The organism is Actinomycetaceae bacterium MB13-C1-2 (assembly GCA_035621235.1).
Classification (GTDB): Bacteria; Actinomycetota; Actinomycetes; order Actinomycetales; family Actinomycetaceae; genus Scrofimicrobium.
Genome location: CP141731.1, coordinates 2,354,359 through 2,378,622, shown reverse-complemented (window position 1 = coordinate 2,378,622; position 24,264 = coordinate 2,354,359). Strand labels below are relative to the sequence as shown.

At 56.1% G+C, this 24,264-nt stretch carries 20 protein-coding genes; 8 read left to right on the top strand and 12 right to left on the bottom strand.

Annotated elements, in window-relative coordinates; translation table 11 throughout:
- Positions 1 to 117 precede the first annotated feature (117 nt).
- A complete protein-coding gene (locus U6G28_10550; protein ID WRS29939.1) occupies positions 118 to 2,058 on the bottom strand; it encodes an FUSC family protein in 1,941 nt (646 codons plus the stop codon).
- A 134-nt stretch (positions 2,059 to 2,192) separates the two neighbouring features.
- Positions 2,193 to 2,483: a zinc ribbon domain-containing protein gene (locus tag U6G28_10545; protein WRS31238.1), complete on the bottom strand. Its 291-nt coding sequence runs from the start codon at positions 2,481 to 2,483 to the stop codon at positions 2,193 to 2,195.
- Between the two features lie 348 nt (positions 2,484 to 2,831).
- Between U6G28_10545 and U6G28_10540 the strand changes: the two genes are divergently transcribed.
- From U6G28_10540 to U6G28_10530, 3 genes are all read left to right on the top strand, one after another.
- The gene (locus U6G28_10540) at positions 2,832 to 3,098 is read left to right on the top strand and encodes a helix-turn-helix domain-containing protein (protein WRS29938.1); all 267 of its coding nucleotides are present in this window, start codon (positions 2,832 to 2,834) and stop codon (positions 3,096 to 3,098) included.
- Between the two features lie 510 nt (positions 3,099 to 3,608).
- On the top strand, positions 3,609 to 4,559 hold the full coding sequence (locus U6G28_10535; protein ID WRS29937.1) for a phosphodiester glycosidase family protein: 951 nt from the start codon (positions 3,609 to 3,611) through the stop codon (positions 4,557 to 4,559).
- Positions 4,556 to 5,653 carry a bifunctional glycosyltransferase family 2/GtrA family protein gene (locus U6G28_10530; GenBank protein ID WRS29936.1) on the top strand — a complete coding sequence of 366 codons (1,098 nt, stop codon included), beginning with the start codon at positions 4,556 to 4,558 and terminating at the stop codon, positions 5,651 to 5,653. Before U6G28_10535 ends, U6G28_10530 begins: the two co-directional genes overlap by 4 nt.
- 34 nt (positions 5,654 to 5,687) lie before the next feature.
- Here U6G28_10530 and U6G28_10525 read toward each other — a convergent pair whose 3' ends face one another.
- From U6G28_10525 to eda, 3 genes are read right to left on the bottom strand one after another with little or no spacing between them, the layout of a single operon-like run.
- Positions 5,688 to 6,488, bottom strand: a complete 801-nt coding sequence (locus U6G28_10525; GenBank protein WRS29935.1) for a methyltransferase domain-containing protein — start codon at positions 6,486 to 6,488, stop codon at positions 5,688 to 5,690.
- A gap of 20 nt (positions 6,489 to 6,508) precedes the next feature.
- Complete coding sequence (locus U6G28_10520; protein ID WRS29934.1) at positions 6,509 to 7,630, bottom strand: sugar kinase; 1,122 nt, start codon at positions 7,628 to 7,630, stop codon at positions 6,509 to 6,511.
- Positions 7,627 to 8,259, bottom strand: a complete 633-nt coding sequence (gene eda, locus U6G28_10515) for a bifunctional 4-hydroxy-2-oxoglutarate aldolase/2-dehydro-3-deoxy-phosphogluconate aldolase (GenBank protein ID WRS29933.1) — start codon at positions 8,257 to 8,259, stop codon at positions 7,627 to 7,629. The genes U6G28_10520 and eda overlap by 4 nt, the downstream gene beginning before the upstream one ends.
- Before the next feature lie 79 nt (positions 8,260 to 8,338).
- On the opposite strand from eda, the gene U6G28_10510 reads away from it, so the two are divergent.
- The 4 genes from U6G28_10510 (at position 8,339) to U6G28_10495 (ending at position 11,822) form a co-directional block, all read left to right on the top strand.
- Positions 8,339 to 9,172 (top strand): IclR family transcriptional regulator, encoded by an 834-nt coding sequence (locus U6G28_10510; protein WRS29932.1) that lies wholly within the window; start codon positions 8,339 to 8,341, stop codon positions 9,170 to 9,172.
- Positions 9,173 to 9,318: 146 nt separating this feature from the next.
- Positions 9,319 to 10,119: a hypothetical protein gene (locus tag U6G28_10505; protein ID WRS29931.1), complete on the top strand. Its 801-nt coding sequence runs from the start codon at positions 9,319 to 9,321 to the stop codon at positions 10,117 to 10,119.
- Between the two features lie 83 nt (positions 10,120 to 10,202).
- Positions 10,203 to 11,042 carry a 5-dehydro-4-deoxy-D-glucuronate isomerase gene (gene kduI / locus U6G28_10500; GenBank protein ID WRS29930.1) on the top strand — a complete coding sequence of 280 codons (840 nt, stop codon included), beginning with the start codon at positions 10,203 to 10,205 and terminating at the stop codon, positions 11,040 to 11,042.
- A 6-nt stretch (positions 11,043 to 11,048) separates the two neighbouring features.
- Positions 11,049 to 11,822: an SDR family oxidoreductase gene (locus U6G28_10495; protein ID WRS29929.1), complete on the top strand. Its 774-nt coding sequence runs from the start codon at positions 11,049 to 11,051 to the stop codon at positions 11,820 to 11,822.
- A 205-nt stretch (positions 11,823 to 12,027) separates the two neighbouring features.
- On the opposite strand, the gene U6G28_10490 is transcribed toward U6G28_10495, so the two are convergent.
- The 4 genes from U6G28_10490 to U6G28_10475 form a co-directional block, all read right to left on the bottom strand.
- Complete coding sequence (locus U6G28_10490; protein WRS29928.1) at positions 12,028 to 13,155, bottom strand: substrate-binding domain-containing protein; 1,128 nt, start codon at positions 13,153 to 13,155, stop codon at positions 12,028 to 12,030.
- Between the two features lie 155 nt (positions 13,156 to 13,310).
- Entirely contained in the window at positions 13,311 to 14,225 is a 915-nt protein-coding gene (locus tag U6G28_10485) for a carbohydrate ABC transporter permease (GenBank protein WRS29927.1), read from the bottom strand.
- A complete protein-coding gene (locus U6G28_10480; protein ID WRS29926.1) occupies positions 14,222 to 15,160 on the bottom strand; it encodes a sugar ABC transporter permease in 939 nt (312 codons plus the stop codon). Before U6G28_10480 ends, U6G28_10485 begins: the two co-directional genes overlap by 4 nt.
- 92 nt (positions 15,161 to 15,252) lie before the next feature.
- Complete coding sequence (locus U6G28_10475) at positions 15,253 to 16,593, bottom strand: sugar ABC transporter substrate-binding protein (protein WRS29925.1); 1,341 nt, start codon at positions 16,591 to 16,593, stop codon at positions 15,253 to 15,255.
- A gap of 291 nt (positions 16,594 to 16,884) precedes the next feature.
- Here U6G28_10475 and U6G28_10470 point away from each other — a divergent pair, with 291 nt between their 5' ends.
- On the top strand, positions 16,885 to 20,004 hold the full coding sequence (locus U6G28_10470) for a DUF2264 domain-containing protein (GenBank protein WRS29924.1): 3,120 nt from the start codon (positions 16,885 to 16,887) through the stop codon (positions 20,002 to 20,004).
- Positions 20,005 to 20,125: 121 nt separating this feature from the next.
- Here U6G28_10470 and U6G28_10465 read toward each other — a convergent pair whose 3' ends face one another.
- The 3 genes from U6G28_10465 to U6G28_10455 all read right to left on the bottom strand — a co-directional run bounded on the left by U6G28_10465 (position 20,126) and on the right by U6G28_10455 (position 24,206).
- The gene (locus U6G28_10465) at positions 20,126 to 20,647 is read right to left on the bottom strand and encodes a hypothetical protein (protein ID WRS29923.1); all 522 of its coding nucleotides are present in this window, start codon (positions 20,645 to 20,647) and stop codon (positions 20,126 to 20,128) included.
- Positions 20,648 to 20,880: 233 nt separating this feature from the next.
- The gene (locus U6G28_10460) at positions 20,881 to 21,633 is read right to left on the bottom strand and encodes a tyrosine-protein phosphatase (protein WRS29922.1); all 753 of its coding nucleotides are present in this window, start codon (positions 21,631 to 21,633) and stop codon (positions 20,881 to 20,883) included.
- A 41-nt stretch (positions 21,634 to 21,674) separates the two neighbouring features.
- Positions 21,675 to 24,206 carry a PEP/pyruvate-binding domain-containing protein gene (locus U6G28_10455; GenBank protein WRS29921.1) on the bottom strand — a complete coding sequence of 844 codons (2,532 nt, stop codon included), beginning with the start codon at positions 24,204 to 24,206 and terminating at the stop codon, positions 21,675 to 21,677.
- Positions 24,207 to 24,264 lie beyond the last annotated feature (58 nt).

Sequence of the window (24,264 nt, the reverse complement as noted above, 5' to 3'; positions counted from 1 at the left end):
TCCAGGTGCACGACAGTACCACCGCCCGACTGCCTCTCATGCCCGCTACATGCTGTCTCCACCGATCCCGGTTCCGACGGTGCCGCAGTAACTCCGATCTAAAAACGAGCTGCCGCGTCACTGGGGACTGCGTAGCGCCGACTCAACCTCGTCGGGTGCAGGGGTCAGCGTGTCCAAACTAGAAGCAAGGATTGCGATAGCACGCAACAGTTCGTCTTCGGGCTCGGCAGACGTGGTTGGTAGTTGCTGGATGAACTGATTCCGGGATGCTTGTTCCACGGACTCGACAGGTGCCGCCGCAGTTGCTGCGCGAGAAAACACCGACTGCTCCGCGACGCCCACGGGTAGCACCGATGCTGCAGTAGTGAGGTCAATCAATCGTTCGAGGGTTGCAGACGCCGGGGTCCACATCGCAGCCTGAGTTGCGACGGCCGAAGGCTCGGTCAGACTTCGGGCCAACTGGGTACGAAGAGCAACCTCAGCCGTTCGGGCAGTGGTGCGCAAGTCGAACAGCTGGGATTGGGTGAGGCTCGGATCGGCCTGTCCTCGTAGCATCTCTGAGACAGTTAATCTGCCGTTCTGCGCAAGAGGAATGATGCGTGACTCGCGAGAGCGGGGCCAGATTGCGTAACCCATGACAATGACAATCGCAGCGGCGATTGCGGTGGCAGCAAGGCGTTCTGGCCCGTAGTCCACAGACGCGCCCCCTGGCAGGATCAGGTTAGTGAAGACCAGCATTAGCGGAGTGAAGATTATCGCCTGCGCCGTGTATCCGAACCGCTTCACCAGCGGCATTATCGCCATCAGAAGGATGATTACCGCCGCTTGCCACCATCCTTTGGGCACGAACTGGAAGATGACCCAGCCGATACCTACGCCTCCGATTGCCCCAATCGAGCGCTGAACGGCGCTTGCATAGACCGAGCCATAATCGGGCTGGGCGATCATGGCTACCGCGACGACTATCCAGTAGGAGTGTGGAGTGTCTATGAGTCGGTGGACTACTACAGCCGTCATCATGCACAGCGCGAGCCGTGTCCCGCGCATGACGGAATCGTGGGATGGGTGAGACACGTAGTCGAAGAATTTCCCTAACTGAAGGCGTGAGCGAGGCTTTGAATCTCGCTCGGCAGGGCTTGGAACCAATTTCTGGTTGCCAACTTGCGCCGCATCCTCGCGTGCGCTGGCCGCGATACTGGCGGGATCGACCCCACTGAGACTCAAGGGAAGAAACCGGGAAGCAGTTACTTTTCCAGTTTCGATGCCAATCTGACTGATGATCGCGGTAGCTTCCTGCTTCCACACAGAGGTTCTGGTGTTGTTCCTCGCATCCACGTTCGCCTGATACGCCCGGCGCCGGGCAGCAGTGACCGGATCAGCGATGGTTGGTGAAATCGGTAGTGGGGATAGAGGTGATTCCGGGCCGTCCGCCGTGGCTCGCTCGACTGTTTGCGCGTAGTTTGCTAGGGCAACGTAAGAAGCTGAGAGGGCTCTCCTTTCGGGGAGGTCCCGAAAGATCGTCCACTCGATTAGCAACATGACCTCGTAGAGAGCCACTCCCACAAGGAACCACAGGGCGGAGTTCCAGTGTGTTGCAACTGCATCTGTATCCATCGAAGTTGAGGCGAGCATCAAGAGTGTTAGGGTGCCCGAGGCCCACGCTGGCCCTAATCCGCTTAGGTAACCGGCGCAGAACGACACGAGGCCCATCGAGACCACCAGGATCACGTCGCGCAATACGGATGTTCCTGCTCCGGGAACCAGCGCACCGATCAAGAAACCGATCATCCCGATGGTCGAGGTGGCGAGAGAATTACGTACCCGCGCGGCATACGGTGCGGCTCGTTCTCCCTGCAACAAAAGGAGGACACCCATGAATACCCATAGGCCCTGCTTTAGGTGATCTAGTTGCAGGGAAATGAGCAGGGGAATTAGCGCCCCGACCGTTCCTCGGATCATGCGGGAGACGACGAACTCGTTGGGGACGAACTCTCGGAGCGTTCTGTGGCCGAGACTTGTGTGGGTCCGGCTAGACCTAGTGCCTTTGGCTGATTGCATGAAGTACCCTCGACGCCGGGGTTGGGATAACCAGTCTATAGACGAGTCGGATGCGCATCAGTTCGGATAACGCTCGAAAACCCTCGCCGATGAGACCGACTCATCGGATGAGGGAAGGTCTGGTCGACGACGGTCTATTTCCAGCGCGCGAGCGTGGAGAACGACTGTCGCATGATCGTTGCCTTCTGGTCGCGGCCCATGATGCGGCCGTTCTCATCAAGCATCGGAAAGTCCATGTCTGCACAGATTTGAATCATCTCTTCCATGCTCACATCGGCGGTGAATGCCCCGTTGCTGTAGCAGTATGCGCAGTATTCTGTGCTTGCGGTACCATCGTTCTCCGAGCCGAAGTGCTCGGGATCTTTCATTGGCATACTGCAACTCTGACACCACGTAGCGTGCACGCCGTTTTCATAGCAGTACATGCAGTATGAGGAATTCTTTGTCCCGTCGGCGTTGCTGCCATACAGGGTCTCGCTCTTCATTGGCATTTCGCAAGAAAGACACGTTGCTGTACTCATTGCGGAGAGTCCATTCTGTCCAGGTTACAGTCGCCGTCTCAGGCTAGCATCTGGTCGAGTCAGCGAATCACTACGACAGCTTCGGAGTGGCAACCCTGGGCGATGGTGTCTTCCCACCCGGGCTGCTCATAGCAGACATCAACCAAAACGTCGTGAGGGTCGACGGCACAGCATAGTTCAGGCTGTGGGAAACATATTAGACACTAACCCGTATGGCCAATATGCTGCCCATAACTCGATATGGGAGGTTTGGTGGACATAAACGTGCCAATCGCCACCGCGGACACCTTTGCCAACTTTGCGCGTCGTACTCGCATTGAGCTTGGCCTCACCCAAGAGGAACTGACAAAGAAGGCCGGGAGATCTCGCAAATGGGTAACTTGCGTAGAACGGCAGGAAATCATGCCCACATTGCCCGCTGTGATTAGTGTTGTGAAAGCACTTGGCTACGCCCTCGTTCTTGAGCCGTTTCTTGAAGAGGACTCCGATATCATCGCGACGATACTGGGGGACCAATGAGCGATGAAAACACCCTAGATTTGTGGGTAGAGAACCGGTTCGCGGGGCACCTTCACCGTGGACGGGGAGACAGAGCCGAATTTCGTCTACGGTGAAGATTACTTGGCGGAAGCAGAGTGGGACAGATATGGGTCTCTGGGCATCATCGTGACGAGACCTGGATCGAAGGGCATTGGCGTTCCAGGCCCAGAGCATAGTCGCCTTGAGCTCACGTCTACCAGGGTGTGGCTGCCGGACAAGAAATCGCCAGAGAGTCGGTTTTTTGTGGATGCCCTTCCTTGGTTCTGGTGGGGTCACGCAACCTCATAGGACATTCATAATGTTGCCTTAGTTTCCCGATAGGTTCGGCTCCCACAGTTGGGCGCATGGACAACAAATACGATGCCCGTAGCGAGCAGCCCCAGATCCCTCAGGGGATAGAAGGACAATCACCAACTCAGAGTGGGAAGAACCGTGCGGCCAAGAAGCGCGGGGTGAGACGTAAGAGGATCATCCGCACGGCGGTAGGCGGTGGACTCGCCGTCTCCCCTGGTCGCAGTGGGAATCAGTGCGTGGGCGCTGGATCGTTTCGTCATAGACCACGTTGAGATCTCCGATGTCGCCGCATACGAGGCCGCTCAGAGTCCGACCGCAGTTTCTGAGAGACCCGAAGCCGAGCAAGGCCAGTCAGAGACCCCAGACTCGCCCGCAGAGCAAATTCCGGCGACCGTTACGGATTCGACCTACGAGGGTAGCAACGCATCGATTTCTATCACGCAGCAACAGACGGGGTCGGGCGAGGACACGGTCACGTACTACGTCGCGACAGTCAACCTCTCGGATGCCACCGCGTTACGATCCGCCTTTGCCAATAACCAGTTTGGTCAAAGCATCATTGACAAAACCTCAAGCATTGCTGAGCAAAACGGCGCAATCTTCGCCATCAACGGGGACTATTACGGCTTCCGGGACACGGGAATCGTCATCCGAAACGGAGTGCTCTTCCGTGATGCGGGGGCCCGAGAAGGTCTTGCCTTCTATCAAGACGGCACAGTTCAGCTCTACGACGAGACCGCAACGTCCGCGGATCAGCTTGTCACAAACGGTGTGTGGAACACTCTCTCATTCGGCCCTGCGCTCGTCGCAGACGGTACCGTCATCGCCGGCATCGACCAAATCGAGATCGACACAAACTTCGGCAACCACTCCATTCAGGGCCAACAACCGCGCACTCTGGTCGGCGTAAGGAGCGACGGAACGTTGGTCCTCGTGGTGATCGACGGTAGGGAGACAGGATACTCCCGCGGCATGACCATGAGCGAGGCCGCCGAACTAATGGTCTCCCTCGATTGTCAAACCGCCTACAACCTGGACGGCGGCGGCTCATCGACCATGTACTTCAACGGCGCGGTTATCAACGAACCGTCTAACGGCGGTGAACGCGGCACCTCGGACATTCTTTACATTGAGGATCTCTCATGATCATTCTGATTCCGTCCCTTGAACCAACTCCGGCACTAGCGGAACTTGTCGACTCGCTCCAAAGCGAGTTGCCCGATGCGCACATTCTGATCATCGATGACGGTTCAGGTCCGACGTACCAACATGTTTTCAGGGCACTCGAAGGACGAAATGTCACGGTGATTGGGTACGAGGTGAACCGTGGCAAAGGGTTCGCGCTACGCACTGGTTTCCATTGGTGCATGAAGAACGCTCCAGACGAGGTGGTTGTGTGTGCCGATTCGGACGGTCAACACCGTCCCGCAGACATCGCAAAAGTGGCAAACATGGCACACGCTTGGCCTGACGCTACTGTGTTGGGAGTCCGGGCTTTTCAAGGCGAGGTCCCGTTACGCTCGCGGTTCGGGAATTCCGCTTCAGCCCTGTTCTTCCGTCTCGCAACAGGTGTAAAAATCGATGACACGCAGACGGGTCTACGAGCATTCGGATCACGGCAGCTTTCAAAACTGATGGAGGTGCCCGGGGACCGTTTTGAATGGGAACTCAACGCGCTCTTGGTCGCTGCAGATTCGGGGCAGGACATCATCCAGGTTCCGATCGACACTGTCTACGAGGATGGGAACAGTGGCTCTCACTTCCGGCCCATCACAGACTCTATTCGGGTGTTTTGGCCGCTGGTTTCGTTTGCCGTTGTAGGGATTGGTTCCTGGGCACTAGAAATGTTTGTCTTCGTGATGCTCTCAAGCGTGATGGGGCTATCCGGTCCGATTGGGCTCAGCTTCTCAGTGGTGATGGCACGCATTCTCTCGGGTAGCGTGAACTTCCTGGCGAACAAGCATAAGGTATTCCATGACACGTCGAGTTACCGAACCAAGCGACAGATCCTCGAGTACAGTGTCCTCGCGGTGGCGTTGCTATCGATTACGATCTTGGGCGTTGAGATCCTGACATGGATCGGACTCACAGCATGGCTGGCGAAGGCGATCCTCGACGTATGCTGCTTTGGAGTCAGCTTCATAGTGCAGCGTCGCTTGATCTTCAGTCGCGACCAGTCACTGGATGAACCCCCAATCACAGTTCCACTAACGACCGGACACGTCGACTCAGGTCCTTGACAGCCGAGGACATCAAATCATTTGTGAAACCTAGTCATGCCGCCGGAAGGCGGCAGATGATTTCGCCGTGAGGGATCGAAATCCACCCGTCTGCGTCTTCTGCCCACCGGGTCCAGGCATTGCTAATTTCTTGCAGATCGGCCAGGGTTGCGAGGTTATTGTCTACCAGTTGCTTGGCGATGGCCGAGTTCAGAATTCGGTCGGCCCACATTCCGCCCCAGCCGGCTCTCTCAACCGGAGTTGAATAGCACCATGTGCTTGAGGTCGCCGCCACGTCGTCCATACCAGCGGCGTGAGCCCACGAAAGCAGTCGTCGACCCGCATCTGGTTCTCCGCCGTTCGCTTTAGCAGCGGTTCGATATAGCTCCAACCATCTGTCCAGGTCGGGAAGCTCAGGCCACCAAATGAATCCGGCGTAATCGCTATCGCGAACCGCGATTATTCCGCCGGGTTTAGCCACGCGAGCCATCTCGGCTATGGCGCGGACAGGATCGGCGACGTGTTGCAGTACCTGGTGTGCATGAACCACATCGAAAGTGTTGTCACCGAACGGGAGGTTGTGAACGTCGGCGACAACGAACTCGGCATTGTCTACTTCGCGCTGTACGAGAGTTTTCTGGGTAAGCGCTAACTCATCCGTTCCAATCTCTGTTGCGACAACTTTTTCGACCAATTCGGCTAGATCGGCCGTGATTGTTCCGGGTCCGGCACCGATGTCGAGCAGATGGTCACTTGTTTTGAGATGTGGGAGAAGATAGGCGGCCGAGTTTTCGGCGGTTCGCGACCGATGCGAGCGCAATACCGACTCGTGATGGCCGTGCGTATAGACAGACAAGGTAACCTCCTGCTCCCAGGCTATCGCTTTACTCTTGCTGAGCCTCCCGCCGCCAGGTTCTTCACCTCGGTTAAGGTCACCATCGAGGTGTCGCCGGGGGTGGTCATCGCCAATGCTCCGTGTGCCGCGCCGTAGTCAAGTGCAGTCTGGAGCGGTTCACCTTCCATCAGCCCGAAGATCAGTCCTGACGCAAAGGAGTCACCGCCACCAACGCGATCGAGGATTTCTAGATTCTCGCGATGGATAGACTGAAGAACTCCCGTGGGTTTCGACCAAGCAATTGCGCCCCAGTCATTGGAGGTGGCGGTGCGAACGGTGCGCATGGTCGTGGCAATCACTTTGAAGTTCGGATATGCCTCGGCCACCTTCCTGATCATTGCGGCAAAGCTATCGACCGGCAGCTGACTTAAATTCTCGTCGGTTCCCTCGATCTCGAATCCCAGAGAAGCCGTAAAGTCCTCTTCGTTTCCGATCATGACGTCAACATGAGGAGCTATTGCTTTGTTGACCTCTTGGGCGCGGGACTTGCCGCCGATGGCTCCCCAGAGGGACGGGCGGTAATTGAGATCGTAAGAGACAACAGTGCCATGTTTTTTGGCTGCCTCCACGGCTGCGAGGACTGTCTGGGATGCCTGATCCGAGAGAGCAGCGTAGATCCCGCCGGTATGAAGCCAGCGAACACCCAGATCACCAAAGAGGTAGTCCCAGTCGAAGTCATCGGGCCCAAGCTTTGAGATAGCGGTGTTGGCGCGATCGGAGACCCCTACCGCGCCACGCACGCCGAAGCCGCGTTCGGTGAAGTTTAGACCGTTTCGGGCTTCGCGACCGACTCCGTCGTAGGGGATCCACTTGATGAACCCGGTATCGACGCCCCCGGTCATGATGAAGTCTTCGATTAGTCGGCCAACTTCGTTATCTGCCAGTGCCGTGACAACGGCGGTACGCTTGCCAAAGGCTCTGCGTAGTCCTCGTGCAACGTTGTATTCGCCGCCCCCTTCCCAGGCGCGGAAATTGCGGGCGGTGCGAATGCGTCCTTCGCCTGGGTCGAGGCGAAGCATGACTTCTCCGAGCGAAACAATGTCGTAGCGGCAGTCCTTGGGATCGCGTAGGTTGAGGACAGAGATTTCGGCTGGAGCGGTCACTTCGAGACCTCCTGAGCTAGGGCAACAGCCTTCGTGGTGAGGGCTCGAATCTCATCGAACTCGCCCGCGGCGATGAGCTTTGGACCGACCATCCATGAACCTCCTGCGGCCGGAATACAGGGAAGTCTCAAATAGTCCCCGAGGTTAGCGGTGCTAACACCGCCTGTCGGCACAAAACGGATGCCTCGAAAAGGCGCGGAAAGCGCGGCGATCGCGGCAGCGCCTCCAGAGGTGCTCGCGGGGAAGAATTTGACCACGTCGAGGCCTAGGTCGAGAACCATCTGAATCTCGGTAGCAGTTACGGCTCCGGGGAGAATGGGAATCTGAAGTTCCTGACAGCGCTCGATTACCTTGGTGCTCGTGCCAGGGGAGACGATAAACCGCGCGCCAGCGCCGACTGCGCGGTCTACTTGGTCCACGGTGAGCACAGTTCCGGCACCGACGATTAGGTCACCACGAGTCGACATTGCCCTAATCGAGTCTTCGGCAGCGTCAGTCCGGAAGGTAACCTCTGCAACCGGCAAACCACCGGATACTAGGGCATCGGCGAGATTATCGGCGTCTGTTGCTCTCTCTAGAACCACCACCGGCACGAGCTTCTTACTAAAGACCTGGTCCAACACTGACATTGGCAACCGCCTAACCTGAGATTCTGAATTTCCGTGTGGCGGAAAAAGATTTCCGCTGTTAGTCTTAGCCCAACCATACATGTTTGAGTCCCTTGCGGCCATAGCTTTTCAATCGGAGGGTGGCGCGTTGTCGAAGGATGGAAAATTTTCCGCACTGGAGAAGACCCTGTTGGTTCTTGAGTGCTCTGCTAAGGGCGGGCACTTCTCGGAGATCACTGAAGCAACAGGTCTTCCCATCGCAACGGTCCACCGGATACTCGCCGAGCTGGTTGCAAGTGAATGGCTGTTCCAGGATCAAGAGAAGATCTATCGTCCCGGACCGCGGGCTTATCGCTTCGCGAGCGCCCTTACCGAAGATGCTCAGCTCACCGCGCTCGTGCAACCCTATGTCGCCTGGTTGACAAACCAGACGGGGCTGACCGCGCACGTCGGACTGCTTCAAGGCGATCAAGTGGTTTACATAGCCAAAGTTGATGCCCCCAAGCCTTACCGAATGAAGTCCCAGGTGGGCGGCACCATTCCGCTCTATTCAACATCGATCGGTAAAGCGATTCTCGCGACCATGTCGGACGAAGATGTGCTGGCATCAGTCGCCCGGACCGGTCTAGCACCGGTAACCCGAAAGACCGCTAGTTCTTCAGACGAACTCCTTTCGGAGCTAGAGCGGGTCCGCAGTCAAGGGTGGGCGCTGGATGACGAGGAGAACGAGGAGGGACTTCGTTGCATTGGGGCTACGGTCCGTGGTCCATCCAGGGCGGCCGCCATGGGAATTAGTGTTACCGGGCTGGTTCACGAGATGGACGAAGCGGCCGTGACGACCATCGCCACACGCGTCCAGCAGGCAGCGACACTTATCAGCAGGGCGCTGGCCGGACAAGAAGCCTCTGGTCAAAGTCCGCTGCAAACTAACTAAAAACGGCACCAAGCGCTGTACGCGACCGAGTCGGCGGTGCCAAGTCCGTTGCAAACTAACGAAGAGACGACAAGGAAGGAGAGCGGCGGTACAGTCCAGCCGGGGCCTGAGGTCCTCGGTGGCTTGTCCACCACCGCGAAGATGATATGAATGAGCTCAGCCTGAAGGTTATGGACAAGGACTCCCACACGCTTGCCGCTGTCGGTCCAGGTATGTTCGTTAATCTTGCGTTTACAAGGGAATATCGGCCGGGAGACCGGATAATACTCGAGGTTGAGTCACCAGGAGTTTTCTGTGAGATTCGTTTTGACGATGCGATGATCCCTGCCGTCGTCTACATCGATCAGCGTGCTGTCGAGTACCAGGTTCCTTTTGGAGAGCAAAAACAGGTCTATTCGGATAAGTCATTCTCTGGTTCAAACCATCTTGTAACGGCCCGAATCTTGGATGCACAAGAGGCGTCGACCAGGCGAAACCTAGCCCTAAATCCATACGACCAGCATGAGGAGTCAGGAATGTATCCTCATGCCCGGGCGAACGTCGAAACCAGAGGAGAAAGTGTTTTCGCCGCGCGCAACGCGATTGACGGGACCTTTGCCAATCAATCCCATGGTAACTATCCATTTCAAAGTTGGGGTATCAACCGGCGTCCCGACGCAGAGTTGACGCTAGATCTTGGACTCGAATGTTGCATTGACTTGATTCGACTGACGACCAGGGCCGATTTTCCCCATGATAACTATTGGACCGAAGCAACGTTGCTTTTTTCCGATGGGCGTGAAATTCAGATCCCGCTAGGAAAAGAAATGGAACCTCAGTCTTTTCCCGTCGATGTAGTCACGCGAACCATCACGGTAAAGAACCTGAAGCTTGCCCCCGGACTCTCTCCATTTCCAGCGCTAACGCAGATCGAAGCGTGGGGGACACCGGCGAACCCCGTGGCGTGATCGAAGATGATCGATTACTTGTCATAAACAGACATCGAGCATAGAGTCGAAATGGACGCATACCCAAGGAGGACATCCAGGCAATGGAACACATCGAGCAGCGCTATGCATCGCACCCCGAGGAAGTTAAGCAACTAGGCACCGACCAACTGCGAGAGCGCTTTTTGGTACAAGAACTGTTCGTTGAGGACGAAGTAAAGGGTGTCTACAGCCATTACGACCGTGTCATGTTGCTTGGAGTGACCCCGAAGACCAAGTCTCTGAGCCTTCCCGTTTACGAAGAAATTCGTTCAGAGTACTTTTTCGAGCGTCGCGAGGCAGGCATCGTCAATGTGGGCGGCACTGGTCTGGTGACCGTCGACGGCCAGAAGTACGAAATGGTCAAGGGCTCGTGTCTGTACATTGGAAGGGGCGTAAAGGAGGCTGTTTTCGAATCGCTCAGCGGTGATGACCCGGCCAATTTCTACGTCTTTTCCGCACCGGCGCATACCTCATACCCCGTTGCCTTAGTGAATCCGGGCGAAGGTGTGCATATGGATCTCGGTGAGCCAATCACCTCGAATGCGCGCACCTTGAACCGATACATCCATGAGGACGGCATTCAGTCATGTCAGGTCGTTATGGGCGTCACGCAGTTGCATCCGGGTTCTATGTGGAACACGATGCCAGCCCACACCCACGACCGTCGAACTGAAGCCTATCTTTACTTCGATGTTCCCGAAGATGCGCGAGTTATCCACATCATGGGTGAGCCACAAGAAACCCGTCACTTGGTCGTTGCGGACAAGGAAGCAATCATCTCGCCGACATGGTCAGTCCATACTGGGGTCGGGACAGCCTCGTACACGTTTGTTTGGGCGATGGCCGGGGAGAACAAGGCCTACACCGATATGGATACCTTCCCTGTGACAGAGATGAAGTGAAGAACGGTGGATCGCACAAAGATACTGGACCTTTTCTCTCTCGAAGGAAAAACGGCAGCGGTGACAGGGGCCAGCCGTGGCATTGGACTGGCGATCGCAACACTTCTTGCTGAGGCAGGAGCGAACATTATCGGCGTTAGCCACTCAATGCCCATGGGAGAGTCAGAGCTACGTGCTGCTTGCGAGGGTGCAGCTGTCGACTTTACGCCGCTGAGGGCGGATCTCTCGGACCGTGAGGCAGTCTCGAAGCTAGCGAGCAAACTGGTTCACGAGGAGATCGACATACTCGTCAACAACGGCGGAACGATTAGGCGTGCACCCGCAGCTGAACACTCCGATGTTGACTTCGACTATGTTATGGAAGTTAACCTACGTTCGGCCTGGTATCTCTCGCGTGAGATTGGTGCGATGATGCTGAAGCGCGGCAGCGGGAAAATAGTAAACACGGCCTCAATGTTGTCTTACCAGGGTGGCATTAACGTTCCTGGCTATACCTCGTCCAAACATGCGATTGTTGGACTTACCAAGGCTCTCGCGAATGAGTGGGCGAGTGGCGGCGTTAACGTCAATGCTGTTGCTCCGGGCTATGTTGCGACGGATAATACTTCCGCGCTACGAGCGGACGAGCAGCGAAGCGGCGACATCCTCGCGAGAATTCCGGCCGGACGCTGGGCGGATGCAGGAGACATCGCGGGAGCAGTACTTTACCTGTGTTCACCCGCGGCCGAGTATGTAAACGGAGCCACGATTCCGGTGGATGGTGGGTGGTTATCGCGTTAGGGTGGCGCTGCATTTTCGTATGCCTAGTTGCGCGGCGACTCGCCGCACAACTAGGCATACGAGTGAAAGCTTGCTGGAAGCAAATTAAGCGAGAGTGCCGCCGCGAGGTGCTGGCTCAGGGCGCGAAATAGGGGCGAAGTTGTAGCGCGGATGCCTGGGTCCGGCCGGAGTTTACCGTGCTATTTGAGTGGTCTGACAGCGGACCTTAGCGACTTTGGGTGGATTCGCGGATCGTTAGTCGCGGGCTAAGTATTACTCGTTGAATCGGACGACCTGGGTCTGCCAGTCGCGAAACAATGAGATCGACCGCCGTTTCGCCAATAGTGTACCGAGGCGGACGAACAGCGGAAAGAGCCGGCGTGAAAAGTGATGCGACTGCGTCATCATATGCCATTATTGACAGGTCTCCAGGGACCTCGAGTCCGTGCTGCTGGGCAACCTGAAGCATCATGTTCGCTTCGGGATCTGCGTGCACCAGAAGTGCAGTCACTCCATGATCAAGGCATAGATCTAGCACTCGATTGGTTTCCTCCAACAGCAACTCAGGCGTCGAATTATCAATGAGTTCATTCAGTGTCGCTTCCGGAGAGATTCCTCGATCGCGGCACGCCTCTTCCCACCCTTCTCGTAAATGAGGCGAAGTCGGGGAATCGGAAGGGCACACCATCCCTATGCGTTCATGGCCCATTTCGGTCAGTGTCCGCACTGCCAAGACCGCTCCAGACCGGTGGTCAGTAGTAACCGACTCGACTGGAGTTCCATCGATCGGCAGACTGCTCTTTCGCTCCACTAGGACAACTGGAATTCCTTGGTTAACGAGGTTCTGTATAAGGTCAAGCGTCTCTAGGTCGCGTACGTCGACGGTGAGAATGAGTCCCTTGGCTCCCGCGTGCTGAACCAGATGCTCGATCTGCTTCCGATCTTGTTCGGCGGACTTGTAGGCAGACTCCCGAAGGTTCAGCCTCATTCCTCGGCGTGTTGCCTGGTCCTTGGCTCCTCGTGCCACAGACGGCCAGTAATAGTCGAGGGAGGGCACCACCATTCCAATAACCGGTGCCGCGCTATCTGGAGCATTCGCACGACTTACCCCAACCGTTTTAGGACGAGCGGAAGCATGAGTTCGAGGCGTTTGATTCCGCAGGGTAACTCCGCCGTGAACGCGCTTTACTGCTCCTCGGTCGCTAAGCAGTTGAAGATCACGTCGGATGGTTACGGGGGTGACGCCTAATCGCTCGGCCAGGTCCGTGACGCGTAGAGAGTTTTGGTCGGCGAGAAGGGATAGGATCAACTGGCGACGTTCATCAGGAAGATGATCACTTGTATCAGAACTCATCTGTGACGCCTTTCTAGCTTGAGGTGGTCCACTGAACGACGAGCTTACCGGCAGAGGAGTAAACCCGGTCCCGACATTCCCTAATCCGTGGTGAAAGTCGGGACCGGCCCCGTACCAATAATCTTGCCCGTACCAATAATCTTGAAGGAGCCTTGCTACTTAACTGCCCCGGCAGTCAGCCCAGCTTTCCAGAATCTCTGTAGTGCGATGAACGCGATCAATAGAGGAATGATTGACAGGAGCGATCCCGTTATGACCATTGGAGTGAAGGCGGGAGTCGTTTTTGTGTATCCCTGCCAAAAGGACATCCCAAGTGATACTGGGACCAGGTCTCGATTCTGAAGCATGATCAGCGGAAGCATGAAGTTGTTCCAGATTCCGACGAACTGGAACAGTGCGATGGTCACATATCCGGGAACCATCATGGGAAGAGCAACCTTAACGAAGGTCTTTATGGTTCCGGCGCCATCGACTCTCGCCGCCTCCAGAGTCTCGTTGGGCACGTAGCCTTGCGAGAAGGTCCTTGCCAGATACACGCCAAACGGATTGCACAGTACAGGGATTAGCACGGCCCAGATGGTATTGGAGAGTCCAACTTTGGAGGCGAGCATATACAGCGGAATTACGGTTGCAGTATTGGGGATGAGTACACCGGACATGACTATTCCGAGCCAGTACTTTTTCCCCTTGAAGTCGTATTTATCGAATGCGTATCCAGCCATCACGGAGATCATTCCACCGACCAGCGCGCCGACTCCAGCGTATAGGAAGGACATTCCCATCCAGCGAAGAAATATTCCGTTCTCTGCAGAGAGAACGTTTTGGATGTTCTCGCCCAGCTTCATGTCTGCAAACGAGAAAGCAGGAGTGGTGTAGAGCGCTGTTAGTGACTTGGTGGATGAGAAGACTAGCCACAGAGTCGGAAAGAGCATATAGAGAGATCCGATGACCAACAGGCCATTTACGCTCACATAGCTCCAGAGAGAGGCGCGTGCCCCCCGAGGACGCCTAGCCGCCTTGGACGATGATGGAGTATCGCTGGGGGGATTGGTAATAGCTACTGCGCTCATGCTTCGTTCACCTTCGCGCTGATTCTGTTGACGATGAGGGCAAGGATCGCGGCAAGAACCGCCAGAACAATCGAACCGGCTGCCGCCAAGTTCAGGTTGTGTTGCTGAAATGCGGTGTCATAGATCCACATGTTGGGGACGAACGTGGACGGCATCGCCGATCCTGCATTCCTCAGAATGTACGGTTCCGTGAAAAGCTGAAGAGTTCCGATTATCGTGAACAACGTGACCACGTAGAGCGAGGGGAGAATCGAAGGGAGCTTGATGGAAATGGCGGTTCTCAGTTCCCCCGCACCATCGATTCTTGCGGCTTCCAAGGTCTCTCCGGACACAGCCTGAAGGGCCGCAAAAAAGATTACGACGTTGTAGCCGGTCCACTCCCAGACCCCGATGTTGACTATTGCGGGAAGCGCCATATGAGCGGATAAAAGATGGAGTTCGATTCCGCCGGAGGCCGCTGCTTTTACTATTGGACTCAGTCCAGGGGTATAAAGATAGGCCCAGATCAGGGCCGCGATTACGCCAGGGACTGCATGCGGGAGGAAAAGGAGAACCTGGAAAATCCTTTTTGCCTTGGCCACCGTCGCATCGAGTAATAGTGATAGGACAAGCGCGGAGCCGATCATGATCGGGACGTATATAAGGGCATAGAGCCCGATTCTCCCGAAACCGGCGAGGAACGAGTCTGTAGTGAATACCCTGACGTAGTTTTCGATACCCACGAATGTCTGAGTGGTCCCACCAAAGCCGAGACCGTCTCGCTTTGTTGCGAAGAGCGAGCTAACTATCGCATAGACCATTGGTGCCAGCATGGTTAGCGTAAAGAGAATAAAGAAGGGGATGAGGAAGATCGAGGCCGAGCGGCCTCCACCATCGGAACCGCGAGATCGGTTCTTACGGCCGGTCTGTGTCCCCGCAGGTTGTAGCACGGTCATTGTGCACTCCTGAAACGTTTTCTGAAACCTTGAGATACATGAAAAATCGGTGTGGCGGCGCCGAGGAGACAACGCCGCCACACCGGTAGGAGCTACTTGATAGAAAGACCCATCGCCTCAAGTTCGGTGCGGGTTATGTCCTGTGCCTTTGTAAGCGCATCAGCAATATTGCCACCCTGCCCAACGGTACCCAGTGCGTCGGCCAGTGCGGTATTCGTGATATCCCAAGCAGGTCCCCAGCTCCAACCGTCTACAACGGAGGCGGCGGACTCATTGAATACTGAATAGATGTCATTCGCGTAGTAGTCCGAGGGGAATTCCACGGCGCTCTCAAGTCCCGGGTAAGCCGGGAACGTCGAGCCTGCCTCGCCACGCGCTGCGAATGCCTCTGGGCTCGTGGTTAGCCATTCGAGGAAGGCCGCGGCTGCCTCTGGGTTGTCGGTGCCATTGGTGATCGCGTAGCTGGTTCCGCCGTAGTAAGCAGATGCGGGCTCACCCCATGAAGGAGGTGTTGCAGCGATCCAGTTGCCCGCGCCCTCAGTTTCTTCAGTGCGGTTCTTGATACCTGCGGCAGACCACGAGGCACCAACGACTCCAACGGTCGTTCCCTCTGCCATCGCGGCCGTCCACTCGTCCGAGAACGATGCGGTGACGAGCACTAGATCATCGTCAACGAGACTCTGCCAGTAGTCGGCGACCTTCTTTGATTCTTCGCTGTTGATGTCTAGCTTCCACGAGTCGTCGTCGACTGAGTACCACTTGGCACCTGCTTGCCATGCTAGCGAAGCCATAACTGCCGGCTCGTTCGGGTTGTAGCTGACCAAGTACTTACTTGGGTCGTTCGCGTGTACTTTCTCCGCGGCGGTGCGGAACTCGTCCCATGTCTTAGGAACATCGGTGACACCAGCAGCTTCCAGCAGGTCTTGGCGGTAATAGACCACTAGCGGGGCTTGATCGAAAGGCATTGCGTACATTTGATCCGCGAAGGTAACCAGTCCGCGGAGTTGGTCGGAGTATTTGCTGAGGACGGACTCGTCAACTAGGTCATTAATCGGAAGGACGTGACCGCCAGCGACGAACTGCGGCAGGTTCGGGTACTCGAATCCTGCAACATCGGGTCCTTCGCCCGCCTGCAGGGCAGCGAGGATCTTTGCGTATCCGCCATTGCCTCCGTTGGGGATCTCTTCATAGTTCACCTTGATAGCGTCCTGCGACGCGTTGTACGCATCGACGACAGGACCCATCTCGGCTACGGCGGTCCAGAAGGTGATTTCGCCAGATGGGCCAGCTTCTGTGTTCGCCTCAGTTGTACCGGAATTCTCTGACTCCGGGGCTTCGGGAGCGGTGGAGGACCCACCGTTGCTGCAACCAGCCAGAAGACCCAGGGAGACGAGGGCTGCTGCCCCCGCGTAGAGTGCGCGTGAACGTTGCATCTGCAGTTCTCCTTTGAATAGTTCTTGCACAATGAGCGTATCGCAAGCCTGATCGCTACGCAAACAAAATCGATCAGGTCAAACATTACAGAATGGTAACGAACAGTCAGGACTACTGCCGGCAAAGCAATTTTTCCATCGTTAGCGCAGTCTTTATGCCAAATACCGATAGGGCGGGCGAAATTGTTGCTTCATAACACGTTCAGATTGACACAAAAACGAACATGAAGATACGCTGGTGTCGTCCAGACGCCGGTGTCGGACTCAGTTACCTAAGGCAGGAGTGGACAGATGCGTACCCGGGACGAACTTGTCGAGTTTGCTGACTCACTCATAACGGCGGCGCAACAAGTTGCGACATCAGACCATGCAACGATTGTGATGCCCGGTCTCGTCGGCGGCCGAGGTGCGCGTGTGGATGGACTTGAGGGATTTGCTCGCACGTTCTTATTGGCATCATTTCGCATCGCGGGTTCGCCGAGCAATGATCCTAAGGCCCTGGAACTATCCGATTGGTACGCGGAAGGAATAGCCGCCGGGGTAGATCCTCGTAACCCGAATAGATGGATCAGGCAGACTGAGGCGAGCCAAGCGCACGTTGAATCAGCGTCCATCGCGCTGGGACTGGATATGTGCCGTGAGCAGATTTGGGAGAGGTTTTCCCCGGAGGTTAAGCGGCGTGTGGTTGAGTATCTGGCCGAAGCCATTGGTGACGATAGCTTTCCACGCAACAACTGGCTTTGGTTCCGGGTAGTAATCGAGACATTTCTGCGCTCAGTTGGCGGCCCCTGGTCAGTTCGTGACATTCAGTTGGATCTACAAAGATATGACTCGTTTGCCAGAGAAGATGGTTGGTACACGGACGGTGCGGGGAGGAAGTTCGACCATTATGCCGGTTGGGCTATGCACCTGTACCCAACGATCTGGTCCCGAATGACGGGTGCCGATGAGCTGATCCAGGAGCTCGATCCTGGCCTACCTGGGCGTAGCCGTAGTGCATTCGATTTATATCTCAAAGATGCACTGTCATTGGTCGGCGCAGATGGGTCACCGCTAATCCAGGGAAGAAGCCTGATCTATCGATTTGCGGCGGCGGCTCCTTTTTGGGTTGGTGCACTCGCTGAGACGACCGCTGTGCCTATGGGACAACTTCGAAGCGCCGCGCTGAGCATAATCAGCCATTTTCAAGAAAACGGCGTGCCGAACTCGGAAGGTCTGTTGGACCTTGGATGGCATCATGAGTGGCCGCGAATGGCACAAAGCTACTCGGGCCCGTCTTCTCCGTACTGGGCGAGCAAGGGCCTGATGGGAATCGCGTTGCCACCAACTCACCCTGTCTGGAGTTCGATGATTGAGCCTCTGCCAATCGAGAAGACCGATTTCACGAGAGTTATCGAGGCGCCCGGATGGGTCGTTTCTGGGACCAGAAACGACGGGATCGTTCGCGTCGCGAACCATGGTACAGACAATGAATCTGTCTTCTCTCCCGTTACTGACTCCCCCCTATACGCACGATTTGGGTACTCGACGGCCACTTCGCCGTTGCTCCGAGACGCTGACTTTCGGAGTCCGTCAGATCAGTCCGTCACGTTGCTTGATTCCTCTGGTTCGGGGTCACACCGAACCGGCCTGGTTTTTCTTGGGTCGGAACACTCCAATGTCGCTTCGTCTCTCAACTACCTTCAATGGATCGATGCAGAAGAAGAGAAGGATAGATTCGGAGGAGGCCTCCGAGGCGAGAATCGACCGGCGGGCGTAGCCACCGTTCACTCGATTCTTCACGGGAGCCTGGAACTACGAATTGTTCGTGTCCTATCGTCGTCGAATGACGCCACGATCCTGCGATGCAGTGGTTGGCCCGTTAGTGGATCGCAGGTCACCGCTGAGGCGACTGCCAGAAGTGCCTCGATTCTAAACGAAAACGGACTCATCTCAGATCTGGCCCAGATCCAGATTCATACAGAGACGCCGACACCGAAGTACGGTACCGAGGTATTGGAGGACGCTTCATTCTTGGGTCCAAGAACGGGATACCCGTTCGTCGAGTTTGTTCCGCGTGCGGGAGAAGACTATGCGATCGCTATCGAACTCGGTCAGAACTCGAGCAGTGCAAGAGAGTCTGCCGCGGTGAATGTTCGGAGAAACCAAAATGATGATGGCTCGTCGGCTCTAGAAATTACCTGGCCGGACGGACAAACCGAACATGTAGTCCTGGACACCCTCGCAGAAACCTTGATGAACGCCACCGAAAAGTCACTTGCGATAATTCGGGACTCAATGGATAGGTTCAAGGGAGTTTATCCGAGCGATAACACCGTCCAGGGACGTTACCCGGTATTGGGTGACGAGTCCGACTCGGAGGCGGACGGCAATGTTGGTTGGACTTCCGGGTTCTGGGTTGGTGAGTGCGCAATGGCGTATCAACTGACGAAAGACGCGGCATATCTTCAGGACCTAGATGCACACTTCGATAGCTTCTCCAGGCGTCTTGATAACAGGATCGACGTCGATCATCACGACCTCGGTTTTCTGTACACGTTGGCGGGAACCTTGCCTTACTACCTGACGGGCGAGGAGCGGTTCAAGTCGTTGGCCCTCCGAGCCGCGGACGTCCTGATGGATAGATATCTCGTGAATGCGGGAATCATTCAGGCGTGGGGTGACCTAAACGATTCGAGTCAGCAGGGGAGGGCGATCATTGACTCCCTCATGAACCTGCCTCTCCTCTATTGGGCGACGGCGCAGACCGGAGATGTCTCCTATGAGTCTGCGGCTCGTCGCCATGCGAATCGGCTGCTAGATCACATAATCCGAGACGACGACACCACCCATCACACGTACTACTTCGATCCCGAAACGGGGGAGGCTCTCTACGGACGGACCGCGCAGGGAGCGGGTGATGCTTCGACCTGGGCGCGTGGACAAGCCTGGGGGATCTATGGTTTTGCCCTTTCCTATGCTCAGACCAATGATCCACGGATGCTTGAGGGAGCCGTCCGATGTGCAGATAGGTTTCTCGATCTTCTCCCACGGGATCACGTACCGTACTGGGACATGATTTTTGCGGACGGCGATGACGAACCCCGCGACTCATCTGCAGGGGCTATCGCGGTATGCGGGTTACTTGAACTCTCGGAATCGATGGCAGATGCCGGTCAGTACACGCTTGCCGATAAGTACCACAAGGCGGCATTGCAAATCATGGAATCACTGATGAAAATCTATGCCACGAAGCCTGGTCAATCAGATGCTCTTCTCGACCACTCGGTTTACTCAAAGCCAGACAACAGGGGAGTGGATGAGGGAACTCTATGGGGAGACTATTTCTACATGGAGGCACTAAGTCGGCTGTTGGATTCGAGCTGGATAAACCCGTGGTTGCCTCCGAGTGAGGTTTCAACAGGTCGGTAACCCGTCGGTTGCGACTGACAAAGACGAGTGAACTTTGGGGTGGTAAAGGGTTGCCCGCTCATCCGAAGGAGAGCGGGCAACCCATAAGAGACGAAGCTAAATCCATCCCCTTTGATTTGGACTACTTGTCGAGTTTGTCTGCAACGCGCTCGGCGGCATCGACGACCTTCTCGGCTGCTTTCTCGGCGGCCTCATCGAACTTGTCATCGCGAATGCCAATCTTTTCGGCACCCTTCTCTACGTGCTTCACAGCGGCCGTGGCGTCGTGCTCGAGATGCTTGCCCTCACGTTCGAGGACATGCTCCACTCTTTTCTCAGCAGACTCGGCGACTTTATCCGCGTGCTTCTGAGCGCGAGCAATGGACTCGTCTGACTTGCCTTCGGCCACTCGCTTGGCAACCTTGTCCTCGGCCTTTGCAACGCGGTCAGCCTGATGCTCAACAACATGTTCTGCATGCTCAATGTGGTTACGGGCAAGACCGGCATCGACCTCAACCTCGTCCTTGACATGCTTCACGGTGCGCTCATCGCGCTTCCCTTCGCGGTCGTCGAGGCTGTCGAGATGCTTTGCCTCTTCATCAAAGACCTTCTCAACGTGCTCAAGTCCGTCTTCGGCCTTCTTTTCCCAGTCCTTCTCATCCATATGACTCTTCCTCTCTAGTAGGCAAGGGGTGCGCAGCGCGACGTGCTGCCGATCTCCTTTGCAGGGGGCTATTCCATGAGGGGGATAGCGGGGGGATAGATCAACTCCACCCGTCGAACCATCTTAGTGGTCGATTCCGAATAGTCCTAGCAACTATCCCGCGGGGAAGGCGTTTCGCTTCGGTTACTGCATCCACGAAAAACAATCCCGGGCGTGCCGAGGACTAAGAGGACTCAAGCCACAATGAGTTCCGCGCGTAGAGCGTCAATTTCGTCTTGCGTTACGCCGTTCGCCAGGATAAAGTCCTTCACGGTGCCGTGCTCCTTGCGGATAGTGTCCAGAACGCCCTGGATGGCTTCCGCGGGGCTACCTGTTGCCAACGCGGTAACGGCGGCAATGTCGATGCCGCCGACATCGGGGACCTTGGACATCATCTTTTGCATGTTGGCTTGCATCTTTGCGAGCCATGCACCCTGGAGGTTCTTCTGGGTTAGGACGTAGTTGGCGACGATGTCCTTATCGTTGACCCCGATCAATTCCTGCGTGAGGGCGATGACTACTCCCGTCCGGTCCTTTCCTGCGGTGCAGTGGACCAGCGCTGCTCCATTCGGCACTGCTGCAGCAACGGTAGAAACGGCTTCTGCGAGTTGCTTTGGTGACTCTGTGATCATGCTCTGGTATAGCTCGCTGACAGTGGGAATATTCGCCATCATCGACTTAATTGATCCGGTGAGAATGGGAATCTCGACGACGCTAAAGCCAGCGTCCTTGAAGTATCTGGGCTGCGACGCGATCTCGGCGTCCGTGCGCAGATCAAGAACCGTAGCCAATGGCACCTCTTGCATGAACTCCGCGTCTTCGGGGCCGAAGGACTGGGGGAAGTCCGAGCGAAGCAGACGCTGTGTGCGCACTCGCCCATTTCCAGCGGCCATGCCACCGCCCTCACGGAAGTTATAGAAGCCTGTTAGCTCGTACTGAATAGTCATCTTCGCCCCTCGTAGTCGGCAATTGGCCTAGTTACTAGAGCCTATAGGTTTGGTTGGTTAGCGAATGCGCATCTTAGCTGCTGGCTTACCACGTCAGCCCAGACTCTCAATCCCGGCGTGTGGGCGACGTGAATCACCTGGCTCAGGGGTCCATCGAGGCAGTTTGGAAGACCCAGGACGAACCCGGGATTCAGTCGGCTCGTTGGATTCATTTGGTCGAGGGCAACAAAGAAGATTCCCGTCTCCACCAGATCCTGGAAGAAGTGGCTCCCAAAACTCAGATCAACATTGAAGTTCAATGCCGGGTCAGTGAACTCGACAATGGCCTCCATGTGGTTGATCTCTGCGAATGAGACTGGCAATCCCAGACTGGTGATTCGACTGCCCCAGCGTCCGGGGGCCAGAGCCAAAACAGTCCGATCGGCCAGGTCGCGATTAAGCCGCCCGATGGTGCGCGCCACCTCGTACCTGTCTTGTTCAGGAAGAGCAAGGTATGCCTGTGGGTCAACGTAGATCACCGTATCGACGGCCAGGTCTAGGTTGCCACCCATGAAGCCACCACTGCTGGTGAACAGGCACTGGTCCGCTTCGAGCTCTGGTACTTGGACTGCTGTCCCCACACCTCGCGTCTGAAGGGGACGGCATTGAACCAGGCCAACATGGAACTCCCCGGCATCGTCAATGTTTAGTGTGAACTCGATGTCGACCGGGTAGTCGTATGTGGAGGCAAGTGTCTTCAATAGATTACGCATGTACGAGGGAAACTCGCCCCGTAGCAGTTTCGCGTGGTCCACGAACCTGGGCGGCGACTTCAGGGGTCGTCCCCGTTCGCGAGCGCGAGCAATCTGGGCGCGGTCAACGCCCACAAATAGATCCCAGTGCGCATCGAGGTTTTGTAGATCTCGAATGGGTGCAGTGACGAGTGCGTTGTGCGGAAGGTCAATAACGTCGATCATTCGCTGTGAGTAACGCGGTAGGTCCGCTGCATCAACCGCACTTTTAGTCGGATTATCCAGTGGAACCATTCGGGCGTAGTCGTTCTCAAGACGATCTACTGCCCTGGTCCCCAGACCAACAACTAGACGTAAAGCTCCCGCATCGGGATCAATCTCTTCGGAAAAGACGAATAGGTTGTGTGAGTTTCCCACTCCGGCAGCGTTGGGGAAGAAGTAATCACCGTGGTGAGCCCCCGAAACGCGCTGAATCAGGATCGCCATTTGCTCGTCACTATCCGCAAGGTTCCGGCGCAGCCTGTAGTGGAGAGGTTCGGTCCCCATTGCAGAGGAATAGACGATTCGAACCGCGTCCTCGAGCGCGCGAAGCCGGTGTTCAGGAGTTCCCTGGTTGGCGCAAAACACACTCTCGTACTTTCCAGAGAAGGCATTTCCGAAGTTGTCCTCCAACAGTGAACTGGAGCGGATGATTATGGGGGATTGCCCAAAGTGCTCGAGAACGCGAAGGAAACGTTCGCGGATTGCAGGACCGAAGGTTCCGTGACGCAGGTTCTCGTGCAACTTCGCGCCGACGGGAAAGTAGCCCTCCGGGGTCTTCTGTTCAACCCAATCAGCCCACCATCCGTTCTCAATAAGGTAAGTGAAAAACAGGTCGGAGCCAAGGTAAAAGGAGTCTTGAGGCTCGAGTCTGGGTACCAGCGCGGGATCGTCAAGAGCGATCTGAGTTGCTACCAGCATGCCGACCGATTTGCCGCCTATTCGGCCGGAACCAATGCGTCGCCCCGCGATGGCAAGTAGATCAGGAAGTCTCAGGTGTTCGTCTGCCAGTTCCCCCATTCGTCCCGCATGACCAATCATGATGCGGCGCAGTTCGCCCGCGACTTTCTCTTGCGAGGAGGTATCACCGGTGGTGAGGGCCTGCTCTGCCCGCATGAGTAGCGCCGGCCACGGACCCAGCGGAGGCTCGTGAAGCCCGATCTTTCCGAAGAGTTCAACGGCCTGCGCTGATGACGTTACTGGTATCGCCTGATCTCCCTGAAGTAAATGAGGAAAGAACATCGTGGGGGAGTACCTACCCCATGCTTTGTGAACCTGGACGTACTCTGCGCCTTCGATTGTGTGCAGGTCCAACAGTAGTTGGGTGGTCTCGCGGATTCCGGCGATGGCGTCGAATGAATGCCTTCCGCGTAGCAGACAGAAATATGCGACGGTGTCTAGCTGAAACAGGTAGGGGCAGGTGACCTTGAAGAAGTTCATGACCATCAGATCGCTGTTCCAGTGAGCCAGAAGTCCTGTCAGCGAGTCGAAGACATAGTAGGCACCAACCCCGATATCAGTGATTGTCTGATAAATCGAACGTGTCAGTGACTCGAACCCCGCTGAAGGATCAAAGCGGAACACCTGTACTCGATCATCGTGGACCACCGGGTGGTGCTCACCAAACCGAAAGTAGACGACCGTGTGATCATCTGCCAGTGCCTTCTGAACGAACGGGGTCACGCGCGCCTCGTAATCATCGATATCGTCTGCTTGCCACACCACGTTGTCACCCAAGCGAAGTCCATCAACCACTCCATCGATCCCTGGGTGACCGGAGCTGATTGGACGAAAACCGTTCATGAATAGAATCTAGTTTTTTGCGCCGGGACTCCGCTAGGGCCGTCTCGTTTAGCCCACG